At 46.2% G+C, this 20,758-nt stretch carries 18 protein-coding genes and 3 pseudogenes; 13 read left to right on the top strand and 8 right to left on the bottom strand.

Annotation, left to right across the window (positions count from 1 at the left end; translation table 11 throughout):
* Nucleotides 1-415: 415 nt before the first annotated feature.
* The 3 genes from QUE23_RS00780 to QUE23_RS00790 form a co-directional block, all read right to left on the bottom strand.
* A complete protein-coding gene (locus QUE23_RS00780; protein ID WP_286348821.1) occupies nucleotides 416-1,576 on the bottom strand; it encodes a glycosyltransferase family 9 protein in 1,161 nt (386 codons plus the stop codon).
* 373 nt (nucleotides 1,577-1,949) lie between these two features.
* Nucleotides 1,950-2,861, bottom strand: coding sequence for a beta-1,4-N-acetylgalactosamyltransferase (locus QUE23_RS00785; RefSeq protein ID WP_353622232.1), 912 nt, complete (start codon nucleotides 2,859-2,861; stop codon nucleotides 1,950-1,952).
* A 574-nt stretch (nucleotides 2,862-3,435) separates the two neighbouring features.
* Nucleotides 3,436-3,738, bottom strand: coding sequence for a hypothetical protein (locus QUE23_RS00790; protein ID WP_286348822.1), 303 nt, complete (start codon nucleotides 3,736-3,738; stop codon nucleotides 3,436-3,438).
* A gap of 382 nt (nucleotides 3,739-4,120) precedes the next feature.
* Here QUE23_RS00790 and QUE23_RS00795 point away from each other — a divergent pair, with 382 nt between their 5' ends.
* The 5 genes and pseudogenes from QUE23_RS00795 to QUE23_RS00810 all read left to right on the top strand — a co-directional run bounded on the left by QUE23_RS00795 (nucleotide 4,121) and on the right by QUE23_RS00810 (nucleotide 7,824).
* A complete protein-coding gene (locus QUE23_RS00795) occupies nucleotides 4,121-4,366 on the top strand; it encodes a hypothetical protein (protein WP_286348823.1) in 246 nt (81 codons plus the stop codon).
* Between the two features lie 413 nt (nucleotides 4,367-4,779).
* Nucleotides 4,780-5,643 carry an outer membrane protein gene (locus tag QUE23_RS00800; RefSeq protein WP_286348824.1) on the top strand — a complete coding sequence of 288 codons (864 nt, stop codon included), beginning with the start codon at nucleotides 4,780-4,782 and terminating at the stop codon, nucleotides 5,641-5,643.
* A gap of 573 nt (nucleotides 5,644-6,216) precedes the next feature.
* Nucleotides 6,217-6,405: pseudogene (locus QUE23_RS09905) on the top strand (SEL1-like repeat protein); the annotation flags it as partial.
* A 202-nt stretch (nucleotides 6,406-6,607) separates the two neighbouring features.
* The gene (locus QUE23_RS00805; protein ID WP_286348825.1) at nucleotides 6,608-6,985 is read left to right on the top strand and encodes a BspA family leucine-rich repeat surface protein; all 378 of its coding nucleotides are present in this window, start codon (nucleotides 6,608-6,610) and stop codon (nucleotides 6,983-6,985) included.
* A gap of 68 nt (nucleotides 6,986-7,053) precedes the next feature.
* Nucleotides 7,054-7,824, top strand: a complete 771-nt coding sequence (locus QUE23_RS00810; protein ID WP_286348826.1) for a hypothetical protein — start codon at nucleotides 7,054-7,056, stop codon at nucleotides 7,822-7,824.
* 446 nt (nucleotides 7,825-8,270) lie between these two features.
* Here the strand turns inward: QUE23_RS00810 and QUE23_RS00815 are convergent, their stop codons facing one another.
* From QUE23_RS00815 to QUE23_RS00825, 3 genes and pseudogenes are all read right to left on the bottom strand, one after another.
* A complete protein-coding gene (locus QUE23_RS00815; RefSeq protein ID WP_286348827.1) occupies nucleotides 8,271-8,729 on the bottom strand; it encodes an S-ribosylhomocysteine lyase in 459 nt (152 codons plus the stop codon).
* Nucleotides 8,730-8,731: 2 nt separating this feature from the next.
* Nucleotides 8,732-9,867, bottom strand: a pseudogene (locus QUE23_RS00820) (cystathionine gamma-synthase).
* A 9-nt stretch (nucleotides 9,868-9,876) separates the two neighbouring features.
* Nucleotides 9,877-10,797, bottom strand: a complete 921-nt coding sequence (locus QUE23_RS00825) for a PLP-dependent cysteine synthase family protein (RefSeq protein ID WP_286348828.1) — start codon at nucleotides 10,795-10,797, stop codon at nucleotides 9,877-9,879.
* A gap of 135 nt (nucleotides 10,798-10,932) precedes the next feature.
* Here QUE23_RS00825 and QUE23_RS00830 point away from each other — a divergent pair, with 135 nt between their 5' ends.
* From QUE23_RS00830 to QUE23_RS00865, 8 genes and pseudogenes are all read left to right on the top strand, one after another.
* On the top strand, nucleotides 10,933-12,039 hold the full coding sequence (locus tag QUE23_RS00830; protein WP_286348829.1) for a Cj0069 family protein: 1,107 nt from the start codon (nucleotides 10,933-10,935) through the stop codon (nucleotides 12,037-12,039).
* An 11-nt stretch (nucleotides 12,040-12,050) separates the two neighbouring features.
* Complete coding sequence (locus tag QUE23_RS00835) at nucleotides 12,051-12,560, top strand: hypothetical protein (protein WP_286348830.1); 510 nt, start codon at nucleotides 12,051-12,053, stop codon at nucleotides 12,558-12,560.
* A gap of 375 nt (nucleotides 12,561-12,935) precedes the next feature.
* The gene (locus tag QUE23_RS00840) at nucleotides 12,936-14,087 is read left to right on the top strand and encodes a tetratricopeptide repeat protein (protein WP_286348831.1); all 1,152 of its coding nucleotides are present in this window, start codon (nucleotides 12,936-12,938) and stop codon (nucleotides 14,085-14,087) included.
* Between the two features lie 5 nt (nucleotides 14,088-14,092).
* On the top strand, nucleotides 14,093-14,374 hold the full coding sequence (locus tag QUE23_RS00845; RefSeq protein WP_286348832.1) for a hypothetical protein: 282 nt from the start codon (nucleotides 14,093-14,095) through the stop codon (nucleotides 14,372-14,374).
* Nucleotides 14,375-14,834: 460 nt separating this feature from the next.
* Entirely contained in the window at nucleotides 14,835-16,103 is a 1,269-nt protein-coding gene (gene eno, locus QUE23_RS00850) for a phosphopyruvate hydratase (protein ID WP_286348833.1), read from the top strand.
* Nucleotides 16,078-16,602, top strand: a complete 525-nt coding sequence (locus QUE23_RS00855) for a shikimate kinase (RefSeq protein ID WP_434801989.1) — start codon at nucleotides 16,078-16,080, stop codon at nucleotides 16,600-16,602. Before eno ends, QUE23_RS00855 begins: the two co-directional genes overlap by 26 nt.
* Nucleotides 16,603-16,651: 49 nt before the next feature.
* On the top strand, nucleotides 16,652-18,157 hold the full coding sequence (pta, locus tag QUE23_RS00860; protein ID WP_286348835.1) for a phosphate acetyltransferase: 1,506 nt from the start codon (nucleotides 16,652-16,654) through the stop codon (nucleotides 18,155-18,157).
* Nucleotides 18,158-19,347: pseudogene (locus QUE23_RS00865) on the top strand (acetate kinase). It abuts the gene before it with no gap.
* Between the two features lies 1 nt (nucleotide 19,348).
* On the opposite strand, the gene QUE23_RS00870 reads toward QUE23_RS00865, so the two are convergent.
* Nucleotides 19,349-19,558 carry a hypothetical protein gene (locus QUE23_RS00870; protein ID WP_285652956.1) on the bottom strand — a complete coding sequence of 70 codons (210 nt, stop codon included), beginning with the start codon at nucleotides 19,556-19,558 and terminating at the stop codon, nucleotides 19,349-19,351.
* A 32-nt stretch (nucleotides 19,559-19,590) separates the two neighbouring features.
* Entirely contained in the window at nucleotides 19,591-20,733 is a 1,143-nt protein-coding gene (traF, locus tag QUE23_RS00875; protein WP_286349466.1) for a conjugal transfer protein TraF, read from the bottom strand.
* Nucleotides 20,734-20,758: the final 25 nt, after the last annotated feature.

The raw sequence follows: 20,758 nt of genomic DNA on the forward strand, positions 1-20,758 counted from the left end.
CGTCAATAGTCTAGCCAAACAATACAACCATGGATAAAGATTTGGACGTAAGTATAAATATACGCAGAGAGCGGGCTCTACTCTAAAGAACAGGGGGTGCTAAGACCCACTTAAGACGGGCGAGCCTTGTTGAAACCCTCCATCCCTAGTTTTAGCGATGGGGGATGTCAATTGGGGTGCTAGGGATTTTTGGAAAGATCTGTGTGCCCACCAGTGCTAAAAAGACTTTTTATTTTCTTTTTGATCTTGTAGAGTAGTTCGATCAAGAGTTTTTGTTAAACAAGAATTGCAGCACGCGCCCACCATTCTGTTTATTCCCTTTCTAGTTGTTTTAGTGATGTCTTGGACATCTATTTTTCTTAGTTTCGGTTAGTTTCCATCTTTGATGAATTCAGGGTTAATTGTCGCCATTTTATCAGCCACCATTTGGGCGAATTGGGGATGGGGGATTTGCAAATTGCAAATTGGGCACCCCGCGTTTGTAAATTTCTAGACAACGCCCGAAACCATGGGGGGATTGTAAGAGTGCCTCAATTTTAGGATGGTAGACAACGTGGTAATTGGCATCCATGTGCTTAGGATAGGGAACAAAGCGCCCAAAAGTGTTGCCATTGCTGATCACAAAAATGGGTCCTAGACCTAGAGCTACGCAAAAATGGGGGATCGCTGTTTCATTAGAAACAATAAAATGTGCTTTGGAGAGCACATGCAAGAGTTCAACAAAAGTGGTCTTACCCACTAGATTGAGTGCTTGGGGTATCTCCGCTATGATTTGCATGGCATCTGGAATTTCTTTCTTAGACCCGCATAACACGATTTGGATCTGAGGAGAAATCTTTTGGGCTAGAGCCACCCACGAGACTAGAGCCCATTGTCTCTTCCGATCACTAGCACCTAAAAAAAAGACCCCATAATTTTTAGCAGGAAACAAGAGAGAGGAATTGGCTGGCAAAGGAGGGAGGCAGAGATGGTATTTAACTTCTGTTAGGGGTCGTTGCAATAATTGGCTAAAAAATTCTCGATTACGCTCAAATGCAAACAAAACTTCAAAGGTGGCGTCTAACAATGTGGTGTATACTCTGTCATGGGGTTTTAGGCTGGTCGTGTTCATGTGCCATTGCTCAACTAGCTCAAACCCCTGACTGCCGATCTTGTGCTGGGCATTGATGAACCTAACTAAAAAGTCGTCTCTTCTAGAAAACCGATGGAACACAGGACTAATGACGACTTCGTAAGTTTGTTGATTCAACAAATATAATATTTTAGAACGATAAAAACAGCGTTGGAAAGAGAACCACTTGTGCGCATCCGACCATTTGCGTGTGTCTAAGGGTATGACATGATCTACATACGATCTATCGCAAGCATGCAAAATCTCTAAGAAGTCCATATTGCATAAAAATGTGATTTCATAATCGGCATAAGCTTCTCTTAAGGGTTGTAAGAAATTTCTAAACAACACATAGTCGCCCAGTGTATCAAGTTTCATCAGCAATAAGGTCTTTGGACGGATGCTTTGTTTTTTGACTTTGCGCAAACCATATACCACGATGAGCGCGATAAAGTAAGCCATCATTTCTATCAATCGAGTTACACAACGTTGCAACAGCGCTTGTGCCCGCACTTAAAACTCCACTAAAAAAGATACAACCCTTTGGACCATAAATTGCCCAGTGATACAAAGCATTAAACCTACGAATGTTGCAGAATTTCCCTTGAAAAACACTGAAAACGCGATTCTTCTGCTTGTTTTAGCGCATATAGCACCAAATTTCTGGCTAAACCATTTCCATATATCATTCCCAAGTTGTGATAAATGCCAGCATTCCCCAATTCAGCCACTTTTTAGCAGTTCTTTACAGCTTGAGAATAAGGATGGAGGCTTTTTGCTACACCTAGTGAGCATAAAGTTTGTGCACACATCGGCGTAGAACACAAGTGGCTCCACCCTACTTAGTGGATAAATGGGGAGATTTAAACTTTGAATAAATCTCCAAAATCTTCTTTTCATCTACCATGTCATAAGGGATCTTGTTGCCCAGCAACTTCTTGTGGTATTCCTTAAAATCAGCCAAGGGCACCAACTTGAGAGTTTCAGCTTCAGCAGCTCGCCTGAGTTTGACATAAGGAAAATGCCAGTTTGCTAACTCTAGATCGTTAATAACTTTTGCAGGGCGATTGTAATATATTTCCTCTATCCAATCATGTTCCCAGTGCTCCGCAAACCAACAACCTTGATTGTAGAAAAAATGTCCTCCTCCAGAATTTATAAACCCAAAGTCATCTTCGCCAGGAACATTTACATGCCACACAAAGACCCGCCCATCCTTTATTAGAAAATGGACTCTAGCGTGAGTTAAAGTTTCATAAGTATTGCGCACTGTATAAAAACTTTTGTAAAGTTTCTTGGCATCGAAGATGTGATCCACATCGATCTTCACCACCCATTGATTCTTGGGGATAAAGGAAAAGACATAACTGGTGTAGTGATAGAATGTGTTGTACAGATGTTTGGCTTCCTGACCAAAATGAGCTACTTTATAGGGATAGGCAATGGGTACAAAACTAGGAAATTTTTGGCAAAAGTCTAAAATCACCTCTGCGCTTCCATCGTCGCAGTCATTATAGCCAATCACTCCCCGTTGGATTGCTGGGAGCATTGAGTGTAGACATTCTTCTAGGGTGCAAATCTCATTGCACACCCGAATAAAAGCCCATGGATTAAGAGGACTTGTGGGGTCTTTGCTCTCTTCATCATATTCGAAATAACCATGGTGGGTTGGTTTGTCGCTAAAGGGATTACCTACCCCCCCCCCCCCCCCCCGTAGCGATCGCTCTGTTGGCATCGATAAATTTTTCATTGCTTAAACTTTCGATCCGTCTAAACACCCGAGATTTTTGGGGATGGGAAATTTTAAGAGGTCCTAGAACTCGATCTCCTCCTGGTTGCCCAATACAACGATATACATTCCTTAAGACTGCCTGCAATCTAGGAAAACTCTGTGTGTAATGCCGAACTAAATGCACAAAACCCATACCACAGCCAACCTATATAAAATTTAAAATACTTCTAAAGACCTACACTTTGTAAGACTGCCACAAGGTAGCTAGACACAAAAAGCCCTTTGTTCAAATAAACAACAAACCGAGCCGATTGTATCGCAGCTGATTTTAAATAACACTGAACTCGATGTGCAGGCGAAAAGTCTAAAAATACTCCCACAATGCCTTACAACCGCTTTTAACCCAAAACACAGCTTGAACTCCTAGCCCCCTAATCTTATTTTAGCTTTAAAAAGTTGGTCTAACGGCGTGCACCGAAGTGCCAGGTGCATTTCTCGTGCAACCACTTCCAAGCCACCGGACTAAAAGCCCCTAAACACCTCCGACACACCCACCCACAACCCCCTCCCTACCTAGAACCAAAAAGGTGTCTTACCTCTGTCTAGGAATTTTCCTCATATATTTTTGGCAGTGAAGACACCTCTTTAACATACAAAGCTTCATGCCACCACATTGAAAGCAATGGGAATTGCTGACAATGACTCTACCAAACCATTTTCTTTGGCGTGCCAAACCTTTTTTGATTTTGTTTAACTCGCGAATAGTTCTCAATTCGATAGCAACAGCCCTCTCTGCTGCGATTTTGGGACTTGTTGCCATCTCTGCTAGACTTGTCTCATTCTCTTGGACAATTTTTTTGATAAAAGGATGTCGATTAGGAAACTTATTTGCCATCTTCACTCCTTCTCTAGCAATTTGATCAAGCTCCATTATTGTACACAAGTTAGCTCAATTTACCCTTTTCTCGTCTTTTCTCGATTCTTTTCTTGTGGCCTTGTTCGTGTAACTTTTATTTTAATTGTGAATTAAACAGCACGCGGTTCCTCGTTACTATCCCTATCTAAACCCTCCTATCTAAACCCTATATTTAAAGAGTGGCTACGGTAATGCTTAATCTTGATTTAGTACGGGTGTTTTTAATCTCAAGATAAGAATGCACTGTTGTGTTAAAACAGAAGAGACTCTTTTAGAAAATACATAGATTTTTTTAGATAAAATACCCTTGCCTAGTTGAAATCTAGGTAATATTTCAATTGCAAAGGATACGCAATGACACATGCTGACAAATGTTGCCACAATCACGAAGGGCATGCACAACACGAAGAAAACCATCACCACCATTGTTGTGGAGACCATCACCACCATCATGGAGATGAACACCATCATCACCATGGGCATGAGGGACACCAAGGTTAGTTTCTATACCCCCGGCTGTGCCGGGACATTCCAATCTTTAGCCATTTGTGATCGCTTGGAGTGGTTTCGCCAAGCCAGGGGTTCTACTTGCTTAACGCACTGTTAAGCCATAAACTAGACACTAGGGAGGCGTTTGTGGGTAGGTTTGGTTTGTGTTAAGATAAGCCCCATAGGGCAGACCGCCACGTAGTTTACGTAGGGTGGCGTGCGTTTTCTTTATTATTTACACTCCATACTCTTGTTGATCTTGCACTCCATCACACTCTACTAGCTTTAATTAAGGGGTTAAAAACGCCACAGAAAGACTTAACAAAACTTATAAATGGTGTGTCACAGTTGGATTGACTTTTACAGATAAAACACAGACAAGTAAGGTTATAAAATAGATTTTAAACAAGATAGATTTTAAGACAGGATATAATCTTATTTTGGTATTATCCTCCATACTTTAATTTATTTTTGCACCTAGTTTTTGCCTTTAGATTGGCAAGAGTTTTGCAAGGTGGATCGGAGGATTTTATGATGGTATCTAAACAAAAACCCAATATCCTATTTTCACTTAGAACTCTTGTTCTAGGGATTGGGGCTTTTTGTGCCCCACTAGACGCAGAGAAAAGCGGCGTGTTCATCGGAGGTGGATTTCAGTATTCGTATGCTTCTGGGAGTTTTGGGCAATTCTCATCAATGTCATACACGATCCCGGGGATGCCTAGCATCACAACCAACACCACTAATCTCTATCGAGGCAATCTCTATGGGGGAAATGTCCAAGCGGGGTTCAAAATGTTTTTTGGGCAAGCAAAGCGTTTTGGATTGCGCTTTTATGGGTTCTTTAGTGGGCAAGGAGGGCATGCCAATTCTATCAGTAGCCGTAATGCCGATCCCCGTTTTGTTGTGGATGATTTAAATGTCCGTAATTTCTTTTATGGAGGGGGGATAGATATGCTCTACAACTTCTATGACAATGATGAGAGTTCGTTTGGGATCTTTGTGGGCGCGATGGTTGGAGGAAGTTCTTGGTCGATGGGCAAGGATAGAAATTGTCGTTGGGCTGGTATCTATCAACACGGGGAACCTAGTGGATGTGTAACACTGAATCAATTTTTTGACAAGCAAGCAAATATCAACAACAAATACTACCCCGGTCTCACATCCTCCTTTTCACCCAACTTCGTGCAAGTCATCGTTAATTTGGGTTTTAGATTTAATGTTAACAAACATCAAGGCATTGAAATGGGGGTGCGTATCCCCATTATCAATGATCCCTACTACACCAACAAGGGGACTTATGCAGTGGGGCGATTTCTCAAAGTCGACGAGAAAGACGCCATTGTTTTTAGACGCAATGTAGCGGCGTTCATTAATTATGTGGTCAGCTTCTAAACAATGTGTCCTAATACAATGTAAGACGATTTTAGGATTTTTTCACTGGTCGCTGGGATTTTCAAAAAATAGCTTGAAGTTTAGGGCAAGATTTAGAGGTTTTTACGGGGTTTAAGTTTAAAGTTCGAGACGAGATTTGGTCTGAATCTCGGGCGACTTTAGAGGGTAATATAGTGCAAAGAATAAGGTGTGGTCAGGTACAAAGAGAAAGGGGCGGACTAGATTAGGTTTGTAAGGTCTTGAAACGTCGATTTTGACAAATTCACGCCAAAGTTTACATGTGCGTGGTCTTTTGGGGTTTTATTGTCTAACAATTTACCTTCTTGATTCTTTCTTCAGCTACAATACAATTTGTATTTCTTTTTTTCAAGGAGAGGCAATGCAAGGGTTATCGAAAAAAGCAAGTCAAGTGGTGCTAGCAATGTTGTTGTGCCTGAATTGGGCTTATGCAAATGAAAAAAAGTAGATCAGTATCTTAAGGCTGGTTTAGAAGCGCGCAAGAACAACAACCACTTAAAGGCTCTACAAAACTTTCAAGAGGCAGCAAAGCTAGGGGATGCTAGGGGTTATTACAACTTAGCGATGATGTACAAAAATGGGATTTATGGCACCGGAGTTGGGCAGGACAAAAAAATGGCGCAACACTTTTTCCAAAAAGCTTGCGATTTGAATCACCAATTTGGTTGTCAAGATGTTGAAGGCACAGAACCCTATCAAGATCGGAGTGTTGGAAACATTGAAACTGATCGACACACACCCTAAAATGCTTTGAGCTTTACATAGGAATCAAAAAACTAACCCCAAAGCTCTTTGCCTACGGTTGCATTTCTATACTTAAACGACTATCGTACAACCTTAATGGGTATACACCCGAGCAGTATGAAAAACTCTTAGATGACTTGTTAATAGCCAACGCCAAAACTTTGAGGGCTTAGAAACCTGGGATGTATCCCGTGTAAAAAACATGGCAGGCATGTTCTGTATGGCAATCCACTTCAACCACAATATCTCAAGTTGGGATGTGTCAAAAGTTACAAGCATGCGGGAGATGTTCTTTGGCTGTAAAAACTTCAATCAACCCCTAGAGAGTTGGGATGTATCAAGTGTTACAAAAATGGGCTTGATGTTTTATGCATGCAAGAACTTTAACCAACCTTTAGACAAATGGAATGTTTCTAAAGCAGAGGAAATGATTCAGATGTTTTGGGGCTGTAGCAGTTTTAACCAACCTTTAGAGAGTTGGGATGCAGCGCATATAGATTGGATGGAGGGCATCTTTTCTGGTTGTGATTCACTGAAAGAATGGCCTCAGTGGTATGACAAAGAATGGTGGGAAGACTAAAAAGTTGGTAATAAGGGCATTAGCGTGCATTTGTATGCTACGCTCCCTTGAAGTAGAGGCAAGCACCCATGCACTACACCCTCAAAAACAAAGACCGCAATGTTTTAGAATTTGAAGTTTTTAACGATGGGAAGAACCTACACTTTAAAGTGCTAAGTGAGACTCTATTGCCTCACTATATCCGCCTTAATGGCATAGATGAAAAACATATTTTAAAATGGCTCATAGAGCGCAAAATCCCTAAAAATCGTTGTTATGTTGAAGAAATTTTAGATGCTTTGGAGGGGGGACTTGTAGCAGATTTACAAAATCCCCTAGCTTATTTAAATACAACGCTAGCCCTGTCTTTAAAGGACAGCTTTTGGGTTGTGCCTACAGACAAGGCGCACCTTTATGCGTGGGCTCATGTCAATCTTTTTGAAAATGCGTTTAACCCCATTTTGCAAGAAGTGGCTTTTAATGGGGGTAGGGGGCAGACACAAGGACAAATCCTAAGCCCCGAGCCCACCACAGATGGAATGCTTAAAAAGTATTGGCGCAAGACTTCTAAGGGCATTGAGTTAGTCAAAGGGGCGGACGAAGTGGATGCAATCAGCTTATTACGGGGCAAAGAGCCTTTATGTGAATACTATATGCCCCAAGTCACACAAGCTATGGGTTTAGATTGTGTGGTTTATGGCTTAGAGCACACAGATGATGAAAGGTTTAGCACTTGCCCGCTTTTTACCAGTCAAGAAGTGGGGTTTTTAGCCATTTGGGAGTGTTTGCCTAAAAGTGTTTTTGAAGGCAATTTTGACTATGAGAAAGCTATGGAAGCGATAGAGATTGTGAAGCGATAGAGATTGTCATGGGCAAGCGGGCCTTGAGTGATTTAGTGTTATTCAAACTTTTAAGAAATTAGGCACATACCCCGTACCCCCTCCAATGTTGTCGCAGGGATTCTAAAAAGAGTGGTCTTTTCTATCCCAAAGCGCACATGTTTAGGGTATTTAGGCTTGGAGTGTAGCCCTTGTGGGTTCCCTCGCTTTAGAGTTTCTCTTTGCCTTGGAGCAACGCACCAGCACACAGAGTCTTATCACCTCCTAGCGATGGGCTGCTTTTTGGACACAACCATTATCTTAGAGCGTTACCCTTTTGTGTGTTTATAAGAAGTATTTTGACTCTATGTGCTTTTAGGGCTTTGCTTGACTCTTCAAAGGCGCAATTTAAGGGGTCTGCTCTCTAAACCTGTTTTTGCATCGTTTTAGGCTAATGTGCCAGCCACCATGCAATGCCCTACGCGCCGTTATACACCCACCTCGCTCCACTCCCCCCTTTTATCCAAAAACTCCCTAGCTAAAGTTTGTGCCCCCTCTAAAGAGTGGCTCGCCGCCCAGCCGCATTGCACTTCGTTGCAAGCAGGGACTTCTTTAGCCTGCAGGACATCGTGCATGGTTTTTTCCAACAAGTCCAAAATCTCATCATAGTTGTCGTGGTTTAGCACCATGAGATAAAACCCCGTTTGGCAACCCATCGGCGAGAAGTCTAAAACATAATCCGCATGGTTTCTGATCAACTCCGCCACTAAATGCTCCAAAGAGTGCAAACTGGGCATCTGCATATGCGCTTTGTTGGGCTGTTTAAGACGGACATCGTATTTTACGATGACATCGCCTTTTGTGCCCACTTTGCGCCCCGCCACCCGCACATAAGGGGCTTTGACTTTTCTATGGTCCAAATTAAAGCTCTCAACATTCATTTTCATGATTACCCTTTTAACGCTTGATCTAAATCTTCTATTAAGTCATCGGCATCTTCAATCCCCACAGACAGGCGCACCAGCCCATCGGCAACCCCTGCCTTGAGGCGCTGCTCTTTAGGGATACACGCATGTGTCATGAGGGCGGGCACACTCACTAGGCTTTCCACCCCGCCCAAACTCTCGCCCAAAATAAACAATTTGAGTCGTTCTATAAAAGGGATGGCCAGGCTCTCGTCTTTGAGTGTGAAAGAGAGCATCCCGCCAAACCCGCGCATTTGCGCTTTGGCTAGGGCGTGGTTTGCGTGGCTTTCTAGCCCGGGGTAATAGACTTTTGCAACTTTAGGGTGCTCTTGTAAAAACTTAGCCACACTTAGGGCATTTTTCTCATGCGCTTGCATACGCACCGCTAAAGTCTTGATGCCCCTTTGGACCAGCCAACTATCTTGTGGACCCAACACCCCCCCAATTGCGTTTTGGAAAAAGCCGATTTCTTGGGCTAATTTTGGGCTGTTTGTGGCAACCAAACCTGCCACAACATCGCTGTGCCCGCCTAAATACTTCGTCGCGCTGTGCACCACAATGTCCGCCCCTAAACTTAAGGGGTTTTGCAAATAGGGGGTTGCAAAGGTGTTGTCTACAATCGTGGTTAAGCCGTGTTCTTTGGCGAGGTGGGCACATTTTGCGATGTCTGTGATCTTTAAAAGCGGGTTGCTTGGGGTTTCTAAGTAAAGGGCTTTGGTGGCAGGTGTGATCGCCTTTTTAATTTGGCTAGGATCGCTTGTGTCTATTAAAGTGTAAGCAAGTCCACTTTTAGCCAAGACTTGGTTAAAGAGCCGGAAAGTTCCCCCATAAACATCATCGCCTAGCAAGATGTGATCCCCCGCTTTAAAGAGTGCAAAAACAGCGTGGATGCCCGCTAGCCCCGAAGCAAAGGCAAAGCCCTTCACCCCCCCTCAATTTCAGCGATCAACTCTTCTAAGGCGTGGCGCGTGGGGTTGCCCGAGCGCGAGTACTCATAGCCCTTGTGTTGCCCGATTTTTTCTTGGCGGTAGGTGGAAGTTTGGTAAATAGGCACACTCACCGCCCCCGTTAGAGCGTCCTCGCTGACCCCCCCGTGGATCAATTTTGTTTGTAAGCGCATAGTTCTCCTTTAAGCGTTGTAAATCCCCTTAGACAGGTAGCGATCTGCCATGTCCGGGAAAATCGTTAAAATGTGGCTATTTTCAGGCAATCGTTGTGCCTCCCTTAAAGCCGCTACAAAGGCTGCCCCACTAGAGCTGCCTACTAAAAGCCCGTGTTTTTTGGCTAACTCTCTGGTGCAGGCAAAGCCCTCTTTGTCGCTGATGGTCTCAAAGCCATCGATGCTTAAACCCTCAAAAAATGGGGGGATAAACTCCACGCCGATGCCCTCGATCTCGTGGGGGTGTTCTTGACCCCCGTTTAAAATAGAGCCTTCGGGCTCTACGCCCACTAAGCGGACACTAGGGATTTTCTCTTTAAGATACATAGCCACGCCCGCAAAAGTCCCCCCACTGCCAACTCCGGCCACAAAGCTCGTGATCTTTGTGCCCAACTCGTTAAAAATCTCAGGAGCTAGGCTGTGGGTGTAGGCTTTGGGGTTGGCGGGGTTTTCAAATTGTAGGGGCAAGTAGCTGTGTTCGATGCTTGCGGCTAACTCTTTAGCTTTGGCGATCGCCCCTTTAATGCCCTGCTCGCTGGGGGTGTTGATGACAGCTGCCCCCAAAGCTTTCATCAGTTGCTGTTTTTCTAAACTGAATTTTTCAGGCACGACAAAGATGGTCTTAAGCCGATGCTCTAATGCCACAAGGGCTAAGGCGATCCCTGTATTGCCCGCTGTGGGCTCAATGATGGTCGTTTTCTCTGTGATGGCACCCGTCTTGAAACCTTCGCTGATGAGATACTTAGCTAGGCGGTCTTTGACACTCCCACCCGGGTTTAAATGCTCTAACTTGGCGTAAATGCAAGAGTTTTTAGGCAAGGGATGGTCTTTATGCGTGAATTTAAAAATAGGGGTAGAGCCGATGATGGCACCCATGGATTGGATCAGCATAACACTTCCTTAAAAATTGGCAATAGCGTTTATTATAGTCTACCAACCTAATTTTAAGCAAAATCCCTTTTTGTTGAATCTATCTGCTACAATACCATTAGCGGACTAGCCGCAATAAATCTTTTGGAGGATCTGATGAAAAAACATGTAGTGTTTTTTGAGGCTGTGGGTGGCACGGACAAGGGTAGAGACGGGCATAGACGCGACACCATGCCCATGATGGACTACCTCAAAAAAATGGGTTGGCACGCTGAGGTGGTGCAACTCACCGATGCCCTTTTAAAAGATAGTGAAAAAACTAAAGGGATTTATGAATATGTGCAAAAGGCCGCCGATGCCTATGTCTCCCGCGTCAATCCGGGTAACTTGAAGGAAGAAAAACTCTATTTTGATCTCTTGCGCAAACTCTGTGATCATGGCGTGATTGGCATGCCTCACCCCGATGCCATGATCGGCTATGGAGCTAAGGACGCGCTCACGAAACTCGCTGATACAGAATTAGTCCCCGATGACACCTACGCCTACTACGACCCTGCTGAAGCTAAACGCATCGGGGTAACTTGGGACGATACGCACGATTTGAAAAAGACCTTCCCCAAAACTCTAGCCAAAGGTGAGCGGGTGTTGAAACAAAACCGCGGCTCCACCGGCGAGGGCATTTGGCATGTGCAATTGGAAGAACCTTTGCCTGCGGGAACTAGCGAAGTGCCTTTAAACGCTAAAATTAAGTGCATTGAAGCGGTGGATAACCATGTGGAGCATAGACACCTAGGCGAATTTATGGATTTTTGTGAAAAATACTTAGTTGGGGACAATGGCATGCTGGTGGACATGACCTTTTTGCCCCGCATTAAAGAGGGCGAGATTCGCATTTTAATGCTCTACAAGCACCCCATTTATGTGGTGCATAAAAAGCCGGCTGAAGGGGCAGATGCCTTTAGTGCCACTCTCTTTAGTGGGGCGAAATACCGCTACGACAAACCCGAGCAATGGGACGACTTGGTGCATTACTTCTTAAGGCAACTGCCCCATATCCAAACAAAGCTAGGCAATTACGACCTGCCCCTCATTTGGACGGCGGATTTTATCCTAGACACCGATGAAGAGGGCAAGGACAAATACATTTTAGGCGAAATCAACTGCTCTTGCGTGGGTTTCACCACTCCCATTGAGTTTTTAGATAAAACCGCACGCAAAGTCGCCAACACCATCATTGACATTGTAGAGGATAAGCTAAGCTAAGAAGGATTGCCATGTTGCCGCTCATCTTTGGTTTGCCCGCTGCCTTGAATCTTGCCGAATCTTTCGTGGACAATGTTTTGAGGGACAAGGTTACTCCTAAACTAGGGAGCATTTTATACTGCCGCCTTGTGGGTCCCACCACCCACACGGGAATTTATGTGGGCGACCAACAGATTGTAGAGCTGCTAGGCTCGGGCGAGGTCAAGCTCTCTAGCCCTAAAGAGTTCATCAGTGGGACGCAAGCGGTGAGCATTTATGTGTCTTGTAAGGGGAGTGAGGCTGTGGGCTTTGCCAAAGCCGCCGAGCGTGCCCGGGCTCTTGTGGGCAAAACCCTAGACTACCCCACAATGGGCATCCCCACAGAAAAGTATGAACACAACTGCCATTGTTTCGTCTATGAGTGCCTCACGGGTGCACATGACAGCCAAAAATGGACTTTATTAGACATTGAAGCCGAGTTTCGGGGCACTTACTTTGACAACTGGCGTGTGTGGAATTTAAAGAGCGAGGAGCTGTTCTAAACCCACAAGATTCCTCAAAAGAGTTACGAGGGTATAGCTGAGCAAAAAAGATAACCCCATTCACCTATCCATGCTACAATCCCCTTTTATTCCAAACAAAAGGACAAGCATGCAACAGGCATACAATCACCTAAGCCAAGAGTTAAAAGCCACGAAACGCGCCCATAGATTGTTTTTATCGGTGTTGGAGGATATGGGGGGGGGGGTGATTTAACCCCTTTCAAAGAAGAGTTAGAGGGTTTAAGCGCAAAATTCACCCAGCTTTTAGAAACTCTAGGCAGTTTCAGCAAAGCTTTAGAAAATGCCTACAATCAAAGCACAGAGGACGACACAGAATTAGAAACTTCTTTTTTGGCACAATTTAAAAAATGCAAGGTGAAAACAGCCACCCACTTAAACGCTCTCATAAACGCCACAGCAAGCCCCCAAGCTTTAGAGCAAGCTAACAACCTCGCCAAATCCCTAGAGGATTTAGAAGTCTTGTTAACTGCCTTGCAAGAGAGCCACACAGATTTATTACAAGGGGCAAACTCTAGCCAAAACCCCACACAAGCCACAAATGCGGACGCGTTGCGTCCTTCCCCAAACACAACAGCCCCTGAAGTTAAGCCCCTATGGCAATATGGGGCGAACACCTTACAAGCCTTTAAAGATTACATGCAAGCCAAAGATACGGGCAGTGCTGGGGCTTGGCTAGAGCTGGGTAAAATGGCGTATGAGGGGATTGTGTTATACCCAGATAACAACACAGCCATGCGTTGTTTTGAAAAAGCCATAGAATTAGGCTCCGTGCAAGCGATGGTGGAGCTGGGTAAGGTGTATATGGAGAATGGGGACATACAAGTTACAGAGTATGGGAGTGGGGAGGTGATTAGCGGGCAAGAGGTGCTAAATGCCTTAAACCCTTTAAAAGATGACCTAGAGAGCGAGGATTATTTAACAATTTTCAAACATTGCCAAGTCTTTAAAGATAAAACGCTCACAAATTGCCAAGAAAAAGCCAAAGAGCTTTTTGAAAAAGCGGTGGGCTTAGGGGAGGGGAGGGGGTATGTGGGGTTAGCTGAGATGTTTCTGTATTATAAGGATGATGATGAAATGGCAAAAACCTATTACACCCAAGCCATGCAGTCTTTAAAATCTCAAGCCGAAAAAGGCGATGGGGAGGCTTACGCTCTGTGGGGCGAGGCTTTAAAAGAGGTTAGTGGTTATCGTGGCAAGCAAGAAGCCATGCAACTTTTCCAAAAAGCCATTGATTTGGGCTATGTAGATGCTTACGACCATTTGGCAAATTTGGACTATAAACGAGCAGATGATTACCGCAAACAAGGGGCTAGGTTAGGCAGTGGCAAATGTGCTGAATTTTTACGCCCTTCAACCGACAATCTACCCTATGAAGGCAGAGATGATTTAGACAATTTTAAGCTAGCAGCCCAGCAAGCCGTAGAGTTCATGGATAGACTCATGGAGTGTCTTAAAATCCAAAAAAATTTGTCGCTTTGCACTGCCGACACCACAGAGTGTTTTTAAGACTATTGGAAAACCTCAGTTTAGCAGAGGCAATCAATGAGCGTATCGGCTTATACAATGTTAAGCGTTATCGACCCTTGTTAAAGCTTGAAATTGATGATATTGTTGATGCCTTATCTTATCCCAATGCATGGTTTGCAAAAAGTTTAGGGCGAAACCAATGGCGTTTTGACGCTTTTGCGTATTACACAAGTCTTAGAGTGTTTGCAAAACCCTATGATAGGGGTTATACAAGAATAAATGCTGAAGGGGAAGTTGAATCGGGTTTAAGAGCCGAAGACTTATAACGCTAACCCCCAACGCCCCCACAAATAGGGCTCGTCTTTGCCCAGCGTTGATCGCCCCCTAAAACCGCCCCCCCAAAGCCAAAAATGGGGGCAATCTCTCCCCCACAATCCTAACCTTAAAAAATGGGGGGTATGAGAAAGGGGGGATATAAGGGGATACCCAAAAGTGGGGCTATCCCCAAGTGTATAGGGGCAACTCTTTAAAAGCCTATTTATTGGGCGTAGAGCGTCCATGCCCTTTAACACGCATGTGATTTAGTGCCCTTAAGCCTTGCCCTTGCACCGCCGCTCTATCTGTCAAAGATATTTAACAAGGGCGTTAGATTTGCCTAAATTGAAGCCTTGCTGTGGGTTTTGCTTCGCTTTAAGTTTTGCCTCGCTTTAAGTTTTGCCTCGCAAAACTTCCCATATTCTGCTAACATGTTTATTTTCAAATGCAAGATTTAAGACAAGGAAAAATATGAAAATCGAATCGGTGAAGGCTTATGAGGTGCTGGATAGTCGGGGCAACCCCACGCTCAAGGCGCAAGTGGCTTTAAGTGGGGGGGTTTTGGGCTCAGCGATTGTGCCAAGCGGCGCAAGCACGGGCAAAAAAGAAGCCCTAGAGTTGCGCGATAAAGAGCCGGGGCGTTTCTTAGGCAAGGGGGTAACAAAGGCGTGTGGCTTTGTCAATGGGGCGATTCAAGAAGCCTTGATCGGGCAAGACCCCTATAATCAAAGCAAAATAGATAAACTCTTACAAAGTTTAGACAACACCCCAAATTACAGCCACTTAGGGGCTAATGCCGTGCTGGGCGTGTCTATGGCTCTAGCGCGTGCGGCGGCGCGCTCTTTAAACCTGCCCCTTTATGCCTATTTGGGCGGACTCAACGCCAATGTCTTGCCCGCTCCCATGCTAAATATCATCAATGGCGGGGTGCACGCCAACAACCGCCTAGACTTCCAAGAGTACATGATCATGCCCTTAGGTTTTGAGAGCTTTAAAGAGGCGCTAAGGGCAAGTGTGGAGGTTTACCACACCCTAAAGACGATGCTCGCTGATGCCAAGCACCCCACAAGCGTGGGCGATGAGGGCGGGTTTGCGCCCGATTTTAAGGACAACGCCGAGCCGCTAGAGTGGATTTTAAAAGCCATTGAAAAAGCGGGCTACAAGCCCAGGGAGCAGATCGCCCTAGCCTTAGACATCGCCAGCAGCGAGCTCATCAACATAGCGGGGCATTATGTGCTGGCAGGGGAGAACAAAGAGCTAGAGGCAGGCGAGCTGATTGACTATTACGCAGGATTGATGGAGAAATACCCCATTGTATCCATTGAAGACGCTTTGGGCGAAGAGGATTACAGCGGGTGGGCCCAGATCACCCAAAAACTAGGCGACAAAGTGCAGTTAGTGGGCGATGATTTGTTCGTAACCAACGAGTCGTTGCTAAAAGAGGGCATAGAGAAAAACCTAGCCAATGCCATTTTGATTAAGCCCAATCAAATCGGTAGTTTGAGTCAAACCATGCAAACCGTGCGTTTGGCGCAAAGAGCGGGCTATGCGTGTGTGATGAGCCACAGAAGTGGGGAGAGTGAGGACAGCTTCATCGCCGATTTTAGCGTGGCGCTCAACACCGGACAGATCAAAACAGGCGCGCCCACAAGGGGGGAACGCACCGCCAAATACAACCGCTTGCTAGAGATCGAAATGGCAAGCCATGCCCCCTATGCCGGCCCCACTCTCTTTAAATAAAATAAATAAAATTTGGCTCATTGGGTTTATGGGCTGTGGGAAAAGCACTTTGGGGGCTGTGCTTGCTGAGGCGTTGGGCTACCACTTCTTAGACACGGATTTACAAATCGCCGCTGAGGCGGGCCTAAGCATTGAGCGCATTTTTCAAGAAAAGGGGGAGGGACATTTTAGGGGTTTAGAAGGGGATTTAGTGGCTCAATTAGAGCAAGTGCCTAGCCCCTTAGTCATCGCCACAGGGGGGGGCTTGCCCCTTTATACTCCACTCAAGGGCACAATTGTTTATCTGTCTTTGGACTTTGAAAGTTTGCACGCTAGGCTACTTAACGACCCTAACCCCCGCCCCCTCTTTAAAGACAAAGAGAGCTTATACGCCCTTTATCAACAGCGTGCCCCCCTTTATGCAAAAATGGCAACCTTAAGCTTAGACGCTAGGGGTGCGCCTAAAGATTTGGCATTACAGCTCATCACACTTTTACGGCCACACTCTCCCCACAACTAAGCTTGTTAATGTGTGTGGGTTATAATATCTCTTTTACTAAAGGAGTTGCATGGCAAAAGGTATTTTGGTTTTAGCCCCCAGCGAGTTGGAGCAAGAGGCGTTGGAGTTTTTACAAGCCCTTTGTAAGCATTATGGTAAAAGTGTGTGCGTGTTTGCACCCACAAAGGATTTAAAACATGGGGTGTGTGAGCTGTTGTTCACCAACAAAGAGGCGTTTTTTACGCATATTTTAAATCTTTATGCCCCCTTGCGTGCGGCCCACGATTATGTGTTGATGGGGGCATGCCCCTTCAAGGATCGCCTAAAACACTTCACAGAATCGCAAAAACTCTACTCGAATCTTGAAGAGGATTTGGCAAGACACTTAAATTTAGTTGTGGTGCAGGTGTTAGAGAATGGAGGAGCACAAATAAATTTTGCCAACTTGTATTGGCAACAAGCCGGGATTTTAAGCCCCCTATTTCTCACCAAAGACAAGACAAGCACAGCCACAACCCTAGATTTAAGCACCCCCCCAGAGCAGGCCAAAGAAGCTTTTGATACCCTTGAGGGTGCAAAGCCCACTTGCTTAAGCCCACTTGCCTTCCAGCAACAAATTTTAGAGCGGGCCAAGAGCAGTTTAAAAACCATTGTGTTGCCCGAAAGCGGCGATGTGCGGATTTTAAAAGCGGCGCATGCCATTTTGCAATTACAAGCAGCAAAGTTGGTCTTGCTCGGCGACAAGGACAAGGTGCACAAGGACGCGAAGGATTTGGGGCTAGATTTACAAAACACCTTGATTTTAAACCCCGAAACTTCTGCCTATTTGGACGAGTTTGCCAACACTTTATACGCATTGCGTAAAAGCAAGGGACTAAGCTTAGAAGAGGCGCAAAAGCTGGTGAAAACCCCGACCTACTTTGGCACGATGTTGGTGCACTTAGGGCATGCCGATGGGATGGTCTCAGGGGCCACCCACACCACCGCCGACACCGTGCGCCCCGCTTTACAAATCATAAAACTTGCCCCGGGCAATAATTTAGTCTCCAGTGTGTTTTTCATGTGTCTGGAAACAAAGGTCTATGTCTTTGGCGATTGTGCGATCAACCCCAACCCCAACAGTGCTGAGCTCGCCCAAATCGCCCTAGCCTCCGCAAAAACCGCCAAAGCCTTTGGCTTTGACCCTAAAGTGTCCCTACTCTCTTACTCCACGGGCACTTCAGGCAAGGGTCCAGATGTGGATCAAGTGGCTAAAGCCGTGCAGATCGCCAAAGAGATGGATGGCACACTTGCCCTAGATGGCCCTCTGCAATTTGATGCCAGCGTGGACATGGCCACGGGGTCTAAGAAAATGCCGGGTAGCCCAGTGGCCGGACACGCCAATGTCTTCATCTTCCCTGATTTGGACGCGGGCAACATCGCCTATAAAGCCGTGCAACGCTGTGCCAACACTCTAGCCATAGGCCCCGTGTTGCAAGGGCTTAAAAAGCCGGTCAATGACCTGAGCCGGGGCTGTTTAGTGGAGGATGTCATCAACACGATCCTCATCACCGCCATCCAGGCGCAGGGGCTGTAAATGCGTGTGCTCGTTTTAAATTTAGGCAGCTCGTCCATTAAGTTCCAGTTATTCAACATGGACAAACACATGGTTTTGGCTAAGGGCCTTGTGGAGCAGATAGGCGAGCCTGAAGGCAAAATCAGCATCAGCACCAGTACCAAAGCCTCGCAGAGTGAAACCCTAAAAATCACCGATCACGCCCATGGGTTGTTAAAAATGCAAGAAAAATTGCAAGTGATGGGGGTTTTAAAAAGTTTAGAGCACATCGATGGCGTGGGGCATCGAGTCGTGCAGGGGGGGATTTATTCATCAAGCCCACTTTAATCACGCCGGAGGTGATCGGGCATTTAGAAGACTTATGCCCTTTGGCCCCTTTGCATAACCCCGCCCACTTAGCCGGGATCAAGGCCATGCAAGCGCAAGTGCCAAACCTCCCCCAGGTCGCCGTGTTTGACACCGCCTACCACCAAACCATCCCCCCCCACGCCTTTATATACGCTTTGCCCTATGGGCTTTATGAGACTCATAAACTCCGCCGTTATGGCTTCCACGGCACCTCCCACGACTTCGTGGCGCAGGAAGCCGCCCGCTTTTTACACATCCCTTATCGTAACTTCAACGCTATATCCTTGCACCTTGGCAATGGGGCGAGTGTGTGCGCCATTAAAGACGGCAAGAGTGTAGAAACCTCGATGGGGCTCACTCCCCTAGAGGGGCTAGTGATGGGCACGCGCTCTGGCGATTTAGACCCGGCGTTGCTTGGCTATATCGGGCAGCTCACCCACAAGGACACCGCCGGTGTGGTGCACATGCTCAACCACGAGAGCGGTCTAAAGGGGCTTTGTGGGGACAACGACATGCGCTCCATTGAAAAGCGCATGGCAGACAAAGATGAGAAAGCCAAACTCGCCTTTGACATCTACGCCCACCGGATTAAAAAATATGTCGGGGCTTACGCCTTTGTGCTCGGGGCTTTAGATGCGATCATTTTCACGGGCGGCGTGGGAGAGAACAGTGCCAAATTGCGCCAAGCCGTGTGTCGTGGGCTGGAAAACTTTGGGATTTTCTTAGATGAAAAAGTGAACGCCAACCCACGCCCGGGCATTGCGCTTTTAAGCCAAGCGCGCAAACTCCCCATTTTAAGAGTGCCCACCAACGAAGAGCTGGCGATCGCTAAAGCGACCGTGCAAGTGGTTAAGGGGCTTTAAGCTACCACTCCCAGCCCCCGCCTATGCGCATGGCAAGGTAATTGGGGATTTTAAGATGAGAAAGGCTGCCTAGCAGTCCTTGTGCTCCTGCGCCCCCTAAAGCCACCATTTGTAGGCTCGATTGCACAGAAATGTCGATCACCTTGAATAGGCGTATCCCCCCCGTTAAAATCACGCCTTGGTGCAAGCCCTCTTTAGCCACATTGCCCATAGTACCCCAGTTTTAAGCCAAACCACTTCCAATTAAACATCACCCCCACCAATCATTTGGCTGCGTTTATCCAACATCAGCATTTTATTGGAAGTCAAGTCAAAATCCATCGCCAAATTGAGCCATTTCCAGCGATAGCCCAGCCCTAGCCGCACCTGCGGATCGATTCGCATGCTGGGTAGATAAGCGTAGCGGATTTTGGGGGCGTTTAAGTATTTGCCCACAAGCCCCACCGTAAAGCCCTTGATGCGGTAAGCCCCGCCCAAATCCAGCCCAAAGTGGCTTTGGCGCACCATGTCTTGCATGCTAAAAGAGAAATTGTCCACCAATTGTTCGGCTCTGTGTAAAAAAGCACTCCCACCCCCATTCACCCCAAAGCCATAACTCAAGGTGTATAGATACCTAAAGGTTACGCCCACAGAGATTCGCCCCGCCTTTTTTAAGTCAAAGCCCTTAGCGTAGCCGATCGGCACACTGCCTATACCAAGAGCCTGCACCCTTAAAGCGTTGTTGGCGTTGGGAGAAAGTAAAGAAGAATTTAAATACGCGCCTTGGGTGCTTTGTTGGAAGGTGATGCTGTTGGGGTTGATTTGTGCGCCTGCGTAAATATTGTACCCACCTACAGAAATGGGTAAAATGATTTGGTTGTAGCGTGGGTCAGCCACCCCACTTGCCCCCGCAAAAAGACTGCCAAAAATCCCCACCCCAAACGACCCAATCCAGCCCTTAACCTTTTTAACTTTGGGGCTAAATTGCACCACGATGCCATTTTGAGAATTGAGATGCAAGCCGTTTAAACCCAAAAAGTCTTTTAAGGCGTTGCCCGCATCGACAAGTGTCCTAGCTTCTGGACTTTGGTTGGCATCCACGCTGATGCTCCCCCCGCTTAAAAACTTTTGCATGTCCGATAGAGAAAGTTGGCTTGCCATTTGGCTGACATCATCTAGACTAAAGCCCTGCAAAGCACTGGAGGCTAAAGGCAAGATATTTTTATCGCGCACGCCCATGCCAAAGCTGTAGCCCAATTTAGTGCGATCGTCCATGTCTAGCAAGGCGGGGTTGTAATACAGCCCCCAAGCGGAGTTTTCAAAGTACGCCCGCCCCCCATGCCAAAGCTGGTGTTCCCCATTTCGCCAAACTCTAGCCCCTCCACGCCACTGCACGCTAGGGCACACCAAACTAAGGTTTTCTTCACCGCCA

The sequence above is a fragment of the Helicobacter felistomachi genome (assembly GCF_030296895.1).
Taxonomy (GTDB): Bacteria; Campylobacterota; Campylobacteria; order Campylobacterales; family Helicobacteraceae; genus Helicobacter; species Helicobacter felistomachi.

Excerpts from the sequence above, each read along its gene's own strand:
- QUE23_RS00780 (WP_286348821.1), bottom strand. The coding sequence starts at position 1,576 with ATGATGGCTTACTTTATCGCGCTCATCGTGGTATATGGTTTGCGCAAA.
- QUE23_RS00785 (WP_353622232.1), bottom strand. The coding sequence starts at position 2,861 with ATGAAAAATTTATCGATGCCAACAGAGCGATCGCTACGGGGGGGGGGG.
- QUE23_RS00790 (WP_286348822.1), bottom strand. The coding sequence starts at position 3,738 with ATGGCAAATAAGTTTCCTAATCGACATCCTTTTATCAAAAAAATTGTC.
- QUE23_RS00795 (WP_286348823.1), top strand. The coding sequence starts at position 4,121 with ATGCTGACAAATGTTGCCACAATCACGAAGGGCATGCACAACACGAAG.
- QUE23_RS00800 (WP_286348824.1), top strand. The coding sequence starts at position 4,780 with ATGATGGTATCTAAACAAAAACCCAATATCCTATTTTCACTTAGAACT.
- QUE23_RS00805 (WP_286348825.1), top strand. The coding sequence starts at position 6,608 with ATGGCAGGCATGTTCTGTATGGCAATCCACTTCAACCACAATATCTCA.
- QUE23_RS00810 (WP_286348826.1), top strand. The coding sequence starts at position 7,054 with ATGCACTACACCCTCAAAAACAAAGACCGCAATGTTTTAGAATTTGAA.
- QUE23_RS00815 (WP_286348827.1), bottom strand. The coding sequence starts at position 8,729 with ATGAAAATGAATGTTGAGAGCTTTAATTTGGACCATAGAAAAGTCAAA.
- QUE23_RS00825 (WP_286348828.1), bottom strand. The coding sequence starts at position 10,797 with ATGCTGATCCAATCCATGGGTGCCATCATCGGCTCTACCCCTATTTTT.
- QUE23_RS00830 (WP_286348829.1), top strand. The coding sequence starts at position 10,933 with ATGAAAAAACATGTAGTGTTTTTTGAGGCTGTGGGTGGCACGGACAAG.
- QUE23_RS00835 (WP_286348830.1), top strand. The coding sequence starts at position 12,051 with ATGTTGCCGCTCATCTTTGGTTTGCCCGCTGCCTTGAATCTTGCCGAA.
- eno (WP_286348833.1), top strand. The coding sequence starts at position 14,835 with ATGAAAATCGAATCGGTGAAGGCTTATGAGGTGCTGGATAGTCGGGGC.
- QUE23_RS00855 (WP_434801989.1), top strand. The coding sequence starts at position 16,078 with ATGCCGGCCCCACTCTCTTTAAATAAAATAAATAAAATTTGGCTCATT.
- pta (WP_286348835.1), top strand. The coding sequence starts at position 16,652 with ATGGCAAAAGGTATTTTGGTTTTAGCCCCCAGCGAGTTGGAGCAAGAG.
- QUE23_RS00870 (WP_285652956.1), bottom strand. The coding sequence starts at position 19,558 with ATGGGCAATGTGGCTAAAGAGGGCTTGCACCAAGGCGTGATTTTAACG.